Genomic DNA, 13,927 nt, shown 5'->3' with positions numbered 1-13,927 from the left:
ACAAGGTCGTTATATGCCTCGTCCGCCTTTTTTTAAAATTAACCCAAAATATTGTTTACATATATTAACATTAGTGTATTTATTTTACTTACGTGCAATCGTTATGGGTCAGACCCCCCATTATATGGAAAACACCCGTTCCGGGATTTTAGGGCCGGCACGGGTAATGCGGTTACTTTTTAAAGCCGAGCAGCATTTCACGGAGGAATTTACTGGCGGCGATCGCTGTTTGTTCTGAGTTGTCGTAGGCGGGTGACACTTCGACTAAGTCGAAACCGGTTATTTGAACATCCGACGCAGCGATGGCGTGAATCGCTTCGAGCAGTTCTTTGGAAGTGATGCCTCCTGCTTCAGCCGTGCCAGTTCCAGGAGCGTAAGCCGGGTCAAGCACATCAATATCAATTGTGACGTAAACCGGCCGCCCCGCTAATTGCGGAAGGATTTTTTTTAACGGTTCAGCTACTTCAAATTTACTCATATGCATGCCGGACTCCCGGGCGTACTGGAATTCCTCACGCATACCTGACCGGATGCCGAAGGAAAAGACGTTTTCCGGTCCGATTAATTCACAAGTTTTCCGGATAGGCGTGGAATGGGAAAGCACTTCTCCTTCGTATTCTTCCCTTAAGTCTGCATGGGCATCTATATGAATAACAGCCAAATCCTCGAACTTGTTAAACATAGCCCGGATGACAGGCCAGGACACGAGGTGTTCGCCGCCAATTCCTGCCGGAAGTTTGCCATCATCGAGAAGACGGTTGGCATACGTTTCTATCATATCGATACTTTTAGCAGCATTCCCAAATGGCAGAAGCATGTCCCCGGCATCGTGCACACTCACCTCTTCTAAATGGCGGTCAAGATACACGCTGTATTCTTCGAGGCCGATGGAAGCTTCACGGATACGGTTAGGGCCGAAACGGGAACCCGGCCGGAAGCTGACAGTGTAATCCATCGGCATGCCGAACATTACAACATCCGCTTCGTCATATGATTTATCTGCCATAATAAATTTTCTTCCTGAATATCTTTCGTCAAAAAACATAAGATCCCTCTTCCCGTTACTTTGTTAAGTCTTCTACGAACTTCGGCAGGGCAAACGCTGCTTTGTGGATGTCTTTCGTATAATATTTCGTATCAAGATCGTGAATACGGTCCTCTTTTACATCAAGGGGGTCGTATTTTTTTGAACCGATCGTAAACGACCAGAGACCGCTCGGATACGTAGGAATATTGGCCGTATAAAGACGGGTAATCGGGAACGTCTCCTTCACATCACGGAAGACGTTTCGGATGAGTTCCTGCTGAAACCACGGGTTATCTGTCTGTGCGACAAATACGCCATCTTCTTTTAACGCTTTGGAAATGCCTTCATAGAATCCTTTAGTAAAAAGATTGACGGCAGGTCCTACCGGTTCGGTGGAATCTACCATAATGACATCGTACTCATTCTCACTTTTGGCGATATGCATGAAGCCATCATCGACCTGAACGTCTACACGAGGGTCATCTAGTTTGCCGGCAATCGTCGGCAAATATTTTTTGGAGTATTCAATGACTTTTCCGTCTATTTCCACGAGGGTGGCTTTCTCAACTTCAGGGTGTTTAAGGATTTCACGGATAACGCCTCCGTCACCGCCTCCGACAACCAGGACATTTTTAGGATGAGGATGGGTATGAAGCGGTACGTGAGCCACCATTTCGTGATAGACGAACTCATCTTTTTCTGTGGTCATAACCATGTCATCGAGAAGGAGCATATTGCCAAACTCCTCAGTCTCGACCATATCAAGCTGCTGGAAATCTGTTTTTTCACTTACATACGTTTTCTTGATTTTTGCTGTAATACCGAAATTCTCTGTCTGTTTCTCTGTAAACCAAATACTCATTTGGCGTCACCTCTTTTTTATTTATAGATCGTTAATCTTTATTGTTAGCACCCCGGGACCAAATCGCCTCATCCCTTGTATGGAGTAAGACTCCTGGCTTTTCGCCCCCCAGGCTGTTACGGCTATTTGTAAACTTACTGTCCCTTTTCCATCACTTCTTCCATTCAAACTATCTATTTCCCCAAATAAACGAAAAGTACAGAAAAAGTATATAGCAATCCCAAATAAATAGAAACTGTTTTCTTAATTTCATAACTAAAGGAACGTATAAAGCCCCCCAAAAGGTGGAAAACTGTGGGAATGGAAACTTCTGGGGGGTCTGACCCCCCAGCTGTTCCCAGTAATTACACTCTGGAAATTAATGGGGGGTCAGACCCCGGAAAGGGGCACGGGATGGAAGTGCTGACACGGACGGCCTATCATAAGCGCCGTCGACTTTGGACTAAAATACTCTGGTTCGGCGTACTTGTTATTTTCTTCAGTTTCCTCACGTTGAGCGCTCTCGTGTTGTACGCTTATCAAATGGAACGGCCTTCATTATCGGTTCCCGATACTACCGTTGTTTATTCTGCTGACGGCGAAAGAATCGGAGAGTTTCATCAAGGCGAACACCGCTACTGGATTCCGCTGGACCAAATGGGAAATACCATAGTTGATGCTACTCTGGCTATTGAAGACCGCCGGTTTTACGACCATTACGGCTTTGACCCGATCCGGATCACCAGGGCTGCTCTGACTAACGTCTTATCAGGCTCAAAAGCGCAGGGAGCCAGTACAATAACTCAGCAGTACGCACGGAATTTATTTTTAACACATGATAAAACATGGGCAAGAAAATGGCATGAAGCTTTATATGCTTTACGCCTTGAGCTTCATTATTCAAAGAAAGAAATTCTTGAAGGCTATCTTAATACAATTTATTACGGGCACGGAGCTTACGGAATTGAAGCAGCCGCCAATCTTTATTTTCAAAAAAACGCTGATGAATTAACATATTCAGAAGCTGCGCTGCTTGCAGGAATACCTAAAGGGCCGAATATCTATTCGCCTTTTGTTGATGAGGAACGGGCCTTTACCCGCCAGCAAACCGTGCTCAGATCAATGGAAGAAGCCGGCACACTCTCTCCTGAAGAAAGAGCCGGTTATGAGTCTGCACCTTTAACCTTTGCCTCCAGCCAGGAAACAGAAGGGAAACGGGTCGCTCCGTATTTTCAGGATGCCGTCCGTCAGTGGCTCGCTGAAGAACACGGGTTTGATCCGGCTATGCTCGATGGAGGCGGCCTGGAAATTCACACGACTCTTCATTCAGGCTTGCAAAAGCATGCCGAAGACATTATCTCAAGAGAGCTTGACCCTGACCATGAACTGGATACGGCATTAGTGGCAATGGACCCTCGCACTGGTGATGTAAGAGCCCTGGTCGGCGGGAAAAATTATACGGAAAGCCCTTTTAACCGGGCTACTCAGGCAAAACGGCATCCCGGTTCTACAATGAAGCCTTTCTTGTATTATGCGGCTCTTGAGCATGGTTTAAAGCCTAATTCAATGCTTAAAAGTGAAGAGACCACTTTTGTTTATGACGAAGGCAGAGGTGAATACAAACCTAGTAACTTTAACCACCGCTATGCCGATGATTATATTACGATGCTTCAGGCACTGGCTGTTTCTGATAATATTTTTGCAATTAAAACGCATTTTTTGCTCGGCTTTGAAGACCTTCTTCATACGGCAGGCCGGTTTGGCATTGAGAGCCCGTTAGAGGCAAACCCTTCCCTCGCGCTCGGGACAAGTGATGTCGGGGTGCTGGAAATGACTAAAAGTTACAGTCCGTTTGCCAACGGCGGCTACCGTGTCGCTCCCCGGCTTGTGGAAAAAATCGAGGACCGCCACGGAAACCTTCTGTTCGAAGCAAATATGGAGAGAAAACAGGAATTTAACTCTGCTCACACCGCCATTATGACCGATTTAATGAAAGGCATGTTTGAACCTGAATTGAGTGCAAGCTTTGGAGCTGTGACGGGAGGCAGTATTTCGGACATCCTTGACCGCCCAGTGGCCGGAAAAAGCGGGTCAACTCAATCTGACAGCTGGATGATCGGCTACACCCCGCAGCTGTTAACAGGTGTGTGGACAGGTTACGATGATGCCCGTTTCCTTGAAAGCGGGGACGCCGCCCACTCGAAACAAATTTGGGCAAAGTTTATGAAAAAGTCGCTGGATGGAGAATTAAAGCTCAGTTTTCCGGTCCCTAAAAACGTGACTGAAGTGAACATAAATCCAGCAAACGGGCTTTTGGCGACAGAACACTGTCCCGTCAGCCGTCCTACCCTTTTTTATAAAGGGACCGAACCAACCGAATACTGTAATGAACATATTGGAGAATTGGAAGAAAAAACTTCTGAAACAGAAGGCGATCCAGAGGACAGCTCCTCCGGCCGTGAAGATAAAAAGAAAGAAAAATGGCTTGACCGCTTCACCGACTGGATACCTTAAGATGGGGCCTCCCCTCATATCTATCAAGTTAATCTTGGGCATATTAAGAGCAGCGAATGTTGTTCACATGATTTAAAAGGAGTGATTTTCACTCCGCCAGGCGGACGCTTGCCCAGGGGCTTGTCTTCAGCTAAATTCAACTCAGCCTAGCTTCGTTGAATTGGATCTTCAGACTGCGCTTAATCCCTCGGGCGTCGCCGCCTTCTGTCCTTCACTGTCAGTGCACATTATGACATTGATATTTAACAGGACCCTAAATTTGTACTAGATTGTAACGCCGGGCAGCCGACTCCTGCGGGCACAACACTAGCTGGAGATCCCCTCAGGAGTCCTTTTGGCTCCTGAGGAAGTCGAAGCATTGTCCGCGGAAAGCGGCTGCCCAGAGAGGAAATCCAGCTTTTATTTAAGTGTAATTCGTTAACTTGATGGGGTCAGACCCCCCATTTATTGGTAAATATGCGATGCATTTGGTAAAAATCCGCAAAAAAAAACAGACGAAGGGAACTGGGACATGTCCTTCGTCTGCTTTTCTTGTCTTAGTATTTCTTGTGCGTGTGTGGCTTTAAGTTTACAAAAGGATCGGATTTATGACAAGGGGAATATTGGAAGTTCACATTTTGTTCACATTTTCGACACAATCCTCTATTCACGATTTTTCCCGGAACCTTTTTAAAAGTTTTCGCCATTCCACCCGTCCCGCCTGACTCCTAAACAGTCAGGTCTTCTTTCAGCTGGTCGTCCGCGCGTTCCCACATACCTTCGTCGAAATCAAAAAGAAATTCTTTTAAAATTGTTTTCGACCGGTCGTCCATCTGGGAAACGACGATCCGGCGTTTTAAGGATTTATCCATGTTGTTCACATGTTCAGGGAGACTTTTATAACCGCGGCGGATTTCCCGGTCCACGGTCATTTCGCAGGCTGTGACGCCTACATAAGTCGGGCCGCCGTTCAGGGGCTCGACAGTGACCCACACAAGCCAGTACGGCTTTCCATTCGGCACGGCTTCTTTTTCTTTTAGAAATTTAATCCCTTTTTCAACAGCGCTTCGCGCATGCAGAGCGCCCATATCCACAAAGGCTTCTCCGCCTTCAACATCGACAAACACCGGAGTGATATTATTTAAATTTAATGTTCCCACTCCAAAACCGCCATGGCCGTCAGTGGAATCTCCACTTAAAATATTAAAACTTTTACTCATTTTTTTAATCTTTTCATTTTTTGCTTTATCTGATTCGTTCATTCTTATCCCTCGCCTTCACCAAATAGTGATTACGTCTAGTTTATCATACAACGTTTTTCAGATGCACAAATCTAAAACGGGAAAACTTCTGTTTTTAAAAGGAAAAAAGGCGAAGAATGTTGAAAAGGTAAAGGTGAACCTCCCCGCTGCATTCAGCGCGGAAGATTAGATGCTCACTAATGAAAGGAGAAACACATATGCCGATTGTGACAGTAAAAATGCTTGAAGGACGTACAGATGAACAAAAACGGGCCCTCGTTGAAAAGGTGACAGAAGCAGTTACAGAAACAACTAATGCACCGAAAGAACGCGTTTCCGTGGTCATTGAAGAAATGACATCAGATAATTTCGGAGTCGCCGGTGTCCGGGCAAGCGACAAAGGATAAATATGTAAAAAAAGCTTGCCGCTAAGTCTGGCGGAAGCCTCAGATTTAAATTAGATTAAAAAGGTGCTTTCAAAGAGGGGTAAACCCTTTGAAAGCACCTTTTATTCTTATCTCAACGCGTCATTGGCAAGCCGCAGGCATTTCTGGTAAAAGGCCATTTTCTTATCTTTCTCATACCTGTCCAGTTCCTCATCTATCCACGTAAAACTCTTCATCAGCATTTCTTCAGGCACACCTCTCGTTACAAGCACCTGGTGAAGCCATAACGCGTAATCTACAAAAATCTGTTCATTCTCTAACTCATAAGCTGTATTCAAATAATTAAAGTGGTGAAGCAGATCTTCTTTTGTATGCTTCCTTCCCCGGTCACCGAATCTCTCCAGCTCCGCCCCGTCCTGTTCATAGAACTTCTCTGTTAAAGCTTCGGCTACTGCCTCTTCACTGAATGGAAGACTCATAAGCCTCAAACCTCTCCTTCATTCATCGATTCACGCAGCCTGGCGATATAGGCATATGCTTCGTCAATATCTTCTTCAGTATAATTTTGCTTTGCTTTAAGCTTAAATACCTTACTCGTCACGTCTTCCTTTGAAAGTTCCTCAAAATACAGCACGGTTGACACGAGTTCAAGAAATTTAGCGCTCTGCCCGTTCATTTCCTGCAAGACACCAGTCACTTCAGGAAATTCGTAACCTGTCATGCCCAGAAATTCTTCTCCTTTACCAGCCAGTTCATAGCGGTACTGCTGATAACCAGCCTTTTTTTCTTTCACCTCAGAAATAAATTCCAGCTGGCTCATTTCTTCCATACGCAAAGTCAGTTCTTCCGAATAAGGCCCAAACATATGAAACTGATATTTTTCGTGAAAAGGCAGGTTTATTTTTTTAGCTATGTAAATCATCTTCTGCAATTTTTTACGCCCGACAATTTCACCTGTCTGTTTAAAAAAAGCGAGAAGCTTCGCATGTTCATTAAGCACCTTTTATCCCTCCTGGTTAGTGAGTAAAGATAGGATCTTCTGTTTTTCTTCCGCAAAAACCGTTTGGTCGGACAGAAAATCCTCGGGAAAATAAAGTTTGTGATCCGTCCGTTTCTTTCCGGAAATGGCTTCCACGACATCTGATTCCCTGGACAGTTCTCTCAGCCTTCCGTCTGGCATTAACAAGTGAATCGGCAGCCGCTCATCTTTCTCGCCGGGCCTGTAAAAATCATACGGCAGGTCTGATGACGAATCGATCACAAGATAATAATCCGGGTTTAGCCCTATTTTTTTGAAAAGCTGCTGAAGTTCAGGCCATATCAGCATTTGCTTACTCGGATTGCATTCCACATATTTGAACAGACGGCGGTTCATAAACCGCTGGCAGAGATCACTTAAAATCGGATCATCTTCTTCCTCCCACGCCTGAAAATAATAAAGGATAATCGACTCATCCAGTTTTAGGTAATCCTTTAATGTTACTTCCCCATTAAACATAGATTTAAAATGGATTGGCGTAATTTTAAAAGGATAATTTTCAGCAAGCAATTCTCTCGCCCGGTGCAGAATCTTGCTGAGGATGACTTCCGCACTTCTCGTGACAGGGTGAAAATAAACCTGCCAGTACATTTGATACCGGCTCATGATGTAATCTTCTACTGCATGCATCCCGCTATGCTTAAAGACGGCCTGATCTTCTTCCGGCCGCATGACTCTTAAGATCCGCTCCATATCAAACTGGCCATAGCTCACACCTGTATAGAAAGCGTCGCGAAGGAGGTAATCCATCCGGTCGGCATCAATCTGGCTCGAAATGAGGCTTACGAGAAGTTTGTTGTCATATGTTTTCGCTATGACATCCGCCACTTTCACCGGCACATCCGGACTCATCTGCCGGAGAACCTTATTAATTTCTGTGTCGCCAAGGATAATCTCCCTTGTCCACTTTTCATGATCCATATGAAATACTTTTTCAAATGAATGGGAAAACGGTCCGTGGCCCACGTCATGGAGTAACGCTGAAGCGAGGCATACGAGGCGTTCTTCTTCGTCCCATGCCCCTTTTTTCTCCAAGTTCTCCACCATCCGGCGCATCACTTCATACACACCGAGAGAGTGGTTAAACCTTGTATGTTCCGCTCCGTGAAACGTCAGAAATGTTGTTCCAAGCTGGCGAATCCGTCTAAGCCGCTGGAATTCTTTCGTCCCTATCAGCTCCCAGATCAGCTCGTCTCTAACATGAATGTACCGGTGAACCGGATCTTTAAACACCTTTTCTTCTTCCAGCTTTCCGTCTTGCCTCTCCATTGCAGGCGTGACCCCTTCCTCTGTTTTCTGGTCTGTTGAATTTATTGTCATATCGTGTCTTAGTTTATCTTGTTTTATTATACTAGATTGTTCCTTGAAAAAAATAGGTGATTTATGACGGCGTATAATATTTTTGCTGCGGCAGTCATAATAAGAACCGGACTTGGCTCGCGCTCTCTTGCTTTATCGTCTGGTCTGCGCCGCAAAAAAACTGCAGATAAGCCGTATTCTAACGGTCCCTGCAGTTCTTTTTATCTATCTGGCCGGCCACATTATTTCATTCGTTTTTTGACTTTTTCCATTAATTGATCCTCGTCGAGCGCTGCGACAGGACGGTCATTCACAAACGTGAATACTTTTTTCCGGCCCGGCCCGCAGTATGACTGGCACCCGATCTCAATCTCAGCATCAGGATCGAGCTTCTTTAACTTAGGAAGTAATGTTTTAATGTTTGTGGCCTGGCAATCGTCACAAATATAAAACTTGTTTGCCATTTTTCACCACATCCTTATTTTTCAGACTGCCAGAGCCGGCTCGCTAATGCTTCCCGGCCGCACCTATTTCAGGCTGAAGGTGCTACTGAAGTATTTTACAACTTACCCGTAGTAAAATGCAATAACCTTGCCCAAAAAACAGGGCTGGAAATATGATATAATTTTCTCGGCATAATAGCGACATAAAGAGGAGCATGACCAATGATAAATCTCCAACATTTACTTTATAGACAAAACTGGCTGTTTTTAGACCAGTCTGTTTCCGGCCTGGCAATGAATCCGATGCATTCGTTTGCGATGGATGATACGTTGTGCAGGCGGGCATCAGAATTTGAGAATACAGGAATTGCGAGGCCCTGGGTACATGACAGTACCGTGGTTCTTGGCATTCAGGACAGCCGTCTGCCTTTTATTGATAATGGCGTTCAATTTTTGAGAAACGAGGGGTACGAAGTGATTGTCAGGAATTCAGGAGGCCTGGCAGTTGTTCTTGATCCTGCTGTTTACAACTTGTCCCTCATTTTCCGGGACGAGAAGAACTTAACAATTGACCGGGGATACGACCTTATGGTGGCATTTACGAGGCTTCTCCTCCACGATGTAGGAGTTATTGAGGATGGAGAAATAAAAGAATCTTATTGCCCTGGAAGATACGATTTAAGCGTCAACGGACAAAAATTCGCCGGCATCTCCCAAAGGCGGCTTCGCGGAGGCGTGGCAGTCCAGATCTATCTGGCTATGAGCGGAAGCGGCTCTGAAAGGGCGTCACTGATTCGGGAATTTTACAGCCGGGCTGTCAATGGGGCTGCGACGAAGTTTGAGTATCCACGGATTATGCCTGAAAAAATGGCATCACTAGAAGAAATTTCCGGGCATACGTTCACATCTGAAAAGTTGAACGAGCGCCTTCTTATGCAGCTTCAAAAATTAAGCGGCAAACTCGGTATATACGAACTCGACAGCACCGACTGGGAGCGGTATGAAAACAACATTCAACGCATCGAAAAAAGGAATGAGAAAGTCTCAGCTGTCAACGGCTGATAACGGACCGCCTGTTTATTACGGCAGGACCGGCCTCTTGTTAAGATGAAGCAAGTCCCCATCTTCCTGATCCGCTTAAAAAGCCTGACTGGGTATATTCCAGTCAGGCTTCCTGTTTAACTTTAGGTTTGGCAGCGGCTTTTTTCCTCCCGCCGCCTCCTGCTGCTTTAGGCTGTTTCTTTGTTTTATCGATTGATGCTTGAAGGGCAGACATAAGGTCAGTGACATTGGCAGCGGCTGCCGGCTGCTTCCCTTCATCTGCTTCCACAATCTGTTTGCCGGTCCTCTTCTCTTCAATGAGTTCCATTAAAGCGGTACGGTAATCATCGCTGTATTTCTCCGGTTCAAACGGGGTGGTGAGCTGTTTAATCAGCATCAGGGCTGTATCAAGCTCTTTTTTTGTGATGTTTTGAGTATCAGGTATAGAGACATCTCCCGCGTTTCGCACTTCGTCCGGAAAATGAATGGTCTCCATAAGCAGCGTATTTTCATAAACTCTCACGACTGCCAGCTGTTCTTTCGACCGGATAACAATTTTAGCCACCCCTATTTTCCCCGACTTCTCCAGGGCTTGCCTCAAAAGCAGATAAGCTTTTCCTCCACCGGCATCCGGAGCGAGGAAATAACTTTTTTCAAAATAAATAGGATCTATTTCCTCAAGATCCACAAAATCAATAATCTCAACAGCTTTTTCTTCAGTTTCCTTTTTCAGCTTTTCCAAATCATCCTGATCGAGTACGACAAATTTATTTTTTTCATATTCGTAAGCTTTGACGATCTCTTCATTTTTTACTTCTTTGTCGCAACCCGGGCACGTTTTTTCATATGAAATCGGCGTGTGGCACTCTTTATGAATTTGCCGAAGCTTAATGTCTTTATTTTCAGTGGCCGCATGCAGTTTCACAGGGATATTGACGAGGCCAAAGCTGATACTTCCTTTCCATACCGTATGCATGATTCTCACCCGCTTTTTTTTCTTAATGTGCGGTTTTTAATTGTTGTTTATACATCCCCGCTTCTGTTCAAAATAAGAAGACAAAAGCTTTAAAGAATAGGAGCAGTTGCGATGAAACCGATGCGCCTTACGTCTGCAGAAGAGTTGCCGTCAGAGCCGGGCTGGCTGTATGAAGTAAAATACGACGGGTTCAGGTGTTTACTTGTTTGGGAAAAAAATAACGTTCAGCTTTTAACGAGGATGGGAAAAAGCCTGACGGCACAGTTTCCAGAAATTATTGATTTTTGCCGGAGCCTTGAAACTGACGTGTCTCCCTTTCTGCCGCTCACTTTGGACGGTGAGCTCGTCTATCTGGCAAGTACGTATAAAAGTGAATTTTCCATCGTTCAGCGACGGAGCCGGATGAAGAGCAGCGATGTGGTTACTGACCACGCCCGGCGTTTATCATGCCATTTAGTTGTGTTTGACTTACTGCAGCTAAGCGGCGAGCAGCTTACCGGCCAGTCGCTTGAAATGAGAAAGCAGCGCCTGAACCGCTTTTTGGAAAAAGTGGCCCTTCCTGAAACACCCAATTATGAATCGCCTTCTCTTATTCAGGGAATAGAATCGGCAAACGACCCGGCTTTACTGTGGGAGCACGTGGACGCTGAACACGGAGAAGGGCTGATAGCCAAGAAAAAAACAGGAGTATATGAGGCTGGCACCCGCTCAAAAAGCTGGCTTAAAAAGAAAAACTGGCGGGTTGTTACAGTGGTTTTAACCGAATACGACGAGACTAATAATTATTTCCAGGGAAGTGTTCTGTTAAATGGCGACTGGGTCCCTGTCGTCCACGTCCGCCATGGATTCAAAGAAGAAGAAGAAACGACGCTCGTAAAGATGTTCCGCCAAAACGGTGTGAAGGAACCTGCAGGAAAATGGCTTTTACCTCCGTCAATTTGTATCGGGGTGGCATGTATTGACTTTGACGGCAAACACCTGAGAGAACCGCGCTTTCACAGCTTTCAGCTCGACAAATCACCTGAAGAATGCACCTGGAAAACTATGAACCACCAGTTGGGGTCTGTCCCCCAGCGCGTTAAAGTAACAAAGCCAGATAAGCCTGTTTGGGCGGATGCTTCATTAACGAAAGCAGATTATCTCGTTTTTTTGCAAAGGGCAGCCCCTTACCTCCTGCCTCATTTAAAAGACAGGCTGTTAACTGTAATCCGTTACCCGCACGGCACGGACGGCGAGCATTTTTATCAGAAACACGTTCCCGATTATGCGCCTGAATTTGTACAGACGCGTATGGAAGGGGACACAGAGTATATTATCTGCAACTCCAGGGAGACTCTTCTCTGGCTCGGCAATCAGCTGGCGCTGGAATTTCACACACCTTTTCAGCCCGCCGGCTGCGAGTATCCATCTGAAATCGTCCTGGATCTTGACCCGCCTTCAGCGTCGGAGTTTAATCTTGCTGTAGATGCAGCGTTAAGGCTCAAAGCAGTCTTCGACGAACTGAATTTCAAACCATTTGTAAAAACGTCCGGACGGAAGGGGCTGCAAGTTTATTTACCCTTGCCTGCTGAGCGGTTTACTTATACAGAGACGAGGCAATTTACCTCCTTTGTCTGCCAGTTCCTTTGTGAACAGGCGCCTGACCGGTTTACAACAGAAAGGCTTAAAAAAAACCGGGGGAACCGGCTTTACCTGGACTATCTGCAGCATGAAGAAGGGAAAACAATTATCGCCCCCTATTCGCCTCGAGGGACAGAGGGCGGCCTTGTTGCCACTCCCCTGTATTGGGAGGAAGTTTCAGAAACGCTTGATCCCCGCCGGTTCAATTTGTATGCCGTCCTGGACCGGCTGACCTATGAAGGGGACCCATTCAGGTTTTACCGGGAATCAGCAGCCGAAAACGGTGCCATGCTGGAAGCCGTCTTAGCAAGGCTGACGACTGGATAAACGAGCCGGCACGGGATTTAAGCACCTGAGGCAACAAAGTTGCCCTTAGCCAATTCGGGGGGGTCAGACCCCCCATTTATTCCCAAAAACCCCCGACTGTTCACACAGCCGGGGGGTGGTATCAAATAAATTAATCTGTGACGCCTTGCATGGCGGTAATCAGTGCTAGCTTGTACACATCTTCTGCGTTACAGCCGCGGGATAAATCGTTTACCGGTTGATTTAATCCTTGAAGGATTGGGCCGATCGCTTCAAAATCGCCGAGCCGCTGAGCCAGTTTGTATCCGATATTTCCTGCTTCAAGACTTGGGAAAATGAACGTGTTCGCTTCTCCTTTTAATGGAGAATCCGGCGCTTTTTTAGCAGCTACACCTGGAACAAATGCAGCATCAAACTGGAACTCACCATCAAGTGTTAACTCAGGAGCTTTTTCCTGTGCGATTTTCGTCGCTTCAACTACTTTTTCTGTTTCAGGGCTTACTGCGGAGCCTTTTGTTGAAAAGCTGAGCATTGCCACTTTCGGATCGATACCGAATACTTTTGCTGTTTTAGCCGCTTCTACAGCTGTTTCGGCTAGATCATTGCTGTCTGGAGCAATATTAATCGCACAGTCACCAAAGATATAACGCTGGTCATCTTTAACCATAACGAAGACACCTGATGTCTTCTTAACGCCTTCTTTTGTTTTGATAATCTGAAGGGCCGGTCTGACAGTATCACCAGTCGAATGGGCCGCACCGCTCACAAGCCCTGCCGCTTTGCCTGTATAAACAAGCATCGTACCAAAATAGTTAGGAGTTTTTAAGATTTTTTGTGCTTCTTCCTTCGTATTTTTGCCTTTGCGGCGTTCAACGAAGGCATCACAAAGCTCATCAAATTCAGGATACGTTTCCGGATTGTAAATCGTAAGACCGGATACATCCAGATCCAATTCTTCTGCTTTGGCTGAAATCTCCTCTTCAGTTCCGATCAATACAGGGTTCAGCAGCCCTTCTTCTTTAAGACGCACTGTCGCTGACAGAATGCGTTCATCCGTACCTTCCGGAAAAACAATGGACGGATTATTTATTTTGACTTCTTCAGCTATAGCTGTAAACATGTCGCTCACAGGAATTCCTCCTTTATTCTCGCTATATACTAGGATACTCCTTCTCAAGGAAAAAATAAATTATTGAAAGCGCTTACTTTCAAAGT

The 13,927-nt window shown here is 45.7% G+C and carries 13 protein-coding genes; 4 read left to right on the top strand and 9 right to left on the bottom strand.

Annotated elements, in window-relative coordinates; genetic code table 11:
• Positions 1-172: 172 nt before the first annotated feature.
• Both speB and speE read right to left on the bottom strand, forming a co-directional pair.
• Positions 173-1,045: an agmatinase gene (speB, locus tag K8O68_RS03045; RefSeq protein ID WP_230895467.1), complete on the bottom strand. Its 873-nt coding sequence runs from the start codon at positions 1,043-1,045 to the stop codon at positions 173-175.
• 16 nt (positions 1,046-1,061) lie between these two features.
• The gene (gene speE / locus K8O68_RS03040) at positions 1,062-1,889 is read right to left on the bottom strand and encodes a spermidine synthase (RefSeq protein ID WP_230895466.1); all 828 of its coding nucleotides are present in this window, start codon (positions 1,887-1,889) and stop codon (positions 1,062-1,064) included.
• A 393-nt stretch (positions 1,890-2,282) separates the two neighbouring features.
• Between speE and K8O68_RS03035 the strand changes: the two genes are divergently transcribed.
• The gene (locus tag K8O68_RS03035; protein WP_230895465.1) at positions 2,283-4,382 is read left to right on the top strand and encodes a transglycosylase domain-containing protein; all 2,100 of its coding nucleotides are present in this window, start codon (positions 2,283-2,285) and stop codon (positions 4,380-4,382) included.
• A 707-nt stretch (positions 4,383-5,089) separates the two neighbouring features.
• Here the strand turns inward: K8O68_RS03035 and K8O68_RS03030 are convergent.
• Entirely contained in the window at positions 5,090-5,623 is a 534-nt protein-coding gene (locus K8O68_RS03030; RefSeq protein ID WP_230895464.1) for a YwhD family protein, read from the bottom strand.
• A 197-nt stretch (positions 5,624-5,820) separates the two neighbouring features.
• Between K8O68_RS03030 and K8O68_RS03025 the strand changes: the two genes are divergently transcribed.
• The gene (locus tag K8O68_RS03025) at positions 5,821-6,009 is read left to right on the top strand and encodes a 2-hydroxymuconate tautomerase (protein WP_093052935.1); all 189 of its coding nucleotides are present in this window, start codon (positions 5,821-5,823) and stop codon (positions 6,007-6,009) included.
• 107 nt (positions 6,010-6,116) lie between these two features.
• Here the strand turns inward: K8O68_RS03025 and K8O68_RS03020 are convergent, their stop codons facing one another.
• The 4 genes from K8O68_RS03020 to K8O68_RS03005 form a co-directional block, all read right to left on the bottom strand.
• Positions 6,117-6,467 (bottom strand): hypothetical protein, encoded by a 351-nt coding sequence (locus tag K8O68_RS03020; protein ID WP_230895463.1) that lies wholly within the window; start codon positions 6,465-6,467, stop codon positions 6,117-6,119.
• A gap of 5 nt (positions 6,468-6,472) precedes the next feature.
• On the bottom strand, positions 6,473-6,988 hold the full coding sequence (locus K8O68_RS03015; RefSeq protein WP_230895462.1) for a YwgA family protein: 516 nt from the start codon (positions 6,986-6,988) through the stop codon (positions 6,473-6,475).
• Positions 6,989-6,991: 3 nt separating this feature from the next.
• Complete coding sequence (locus K8O68_RS03010) at positions 6,992-8,296, bottom strand: HD domain-containing protein (protein WP_230895461.1); 1,305 nt, start codon at positions 8,294-8,296, stop codon at positions 6,992-6,994.
• Between the two features lie 272 nt (positions 8,297-8,568).
• The gene (locus tag K8O68_RS03005) at positions 8,569-8,790 is read right to left on the bottom strand and encodes a YuzB family protein (RefSeq protein WP_093052927.1); all 222 of its coding nucleotides are present in this window, start codon (positions 8,788-8,790) and stop codon (positions 8,569-8,571) included.
• Positions 8,791-8,991: 201 nt separating this feature from the next.
• Between K8O68_RS03005 and K8O68_RS03000 the strand changes: the two genes are divergently transcribed.
• Complete coding sequence (locus K8O68_RS03000; protein WP_230895460.1) at positions 8,992-9,831, top strand: lipoate--protein ligase family protein; 840 nt, start codon at positions 8,992-8,994, stop codon at positions 9,829-9,831.
• Between the two features lie 103 nt (positions 9,832-9,934).
• On the opposite strand, the gene ku is transcribed toward K8O68_RS03000, so the two are convergent.
• Positions 9,935-10,786: a non-homologous end joining protein Ku gene (gene ku, locus K8O68_RS02995; RefSeq protein WP_230895459.1), complete on the bottom strand. Its 852-nt coding sequence runs from the start codon at positions 10,784-10,786 to the stop codon at positions 9,935-9,937.
• Positions 10,787-10,897: 111 nt separating this feature from the next.
• On the opposite strand from ku, the gene K8O68_RS02990 reads away from it, so the two are divergent.
• Complete coding sequence (locus K8O68_RS02990) at positions 10,898-12,733, top strand: DNA ligase D (protein ID WP_230895458.1); 1,836 nt, start codon at positions 10,898-10,900, stop codon at positions 12,731-12,733.
• Between the two features lie 130 nt (positions 12,734-12,863).
• On the opposite strand, the gene pta is transcribed toward K8O68_RS02990, so the two are convergent.
• Entirely contained in the window at positions 12,864-13,841 is a 978-nt protein-coding gene (gene pta / locus K8O68_RS02985; RefSeq protein ID WP_230895457.1) for a phosphate acetyltransferase, read from the bottom strand.
• Between the last annotated feature and the right edge of the window lie 86 nt (positions 13,842-13,927).

It is taken from the genome of Salipaludibacillus sp. CUR1 (assembly GCF_021028955.1).
Classification (GTDB): Bacteria; Bacillota; Bacilli; order Bacillales; family Salisediminibacteriaceae; genus Salipaludibacillus.
The sequence above is the reverse complement of the archived record's forward strand: the minus strand, read 5'-3'. Positions and strand labels throughout refer to the sequence as shown.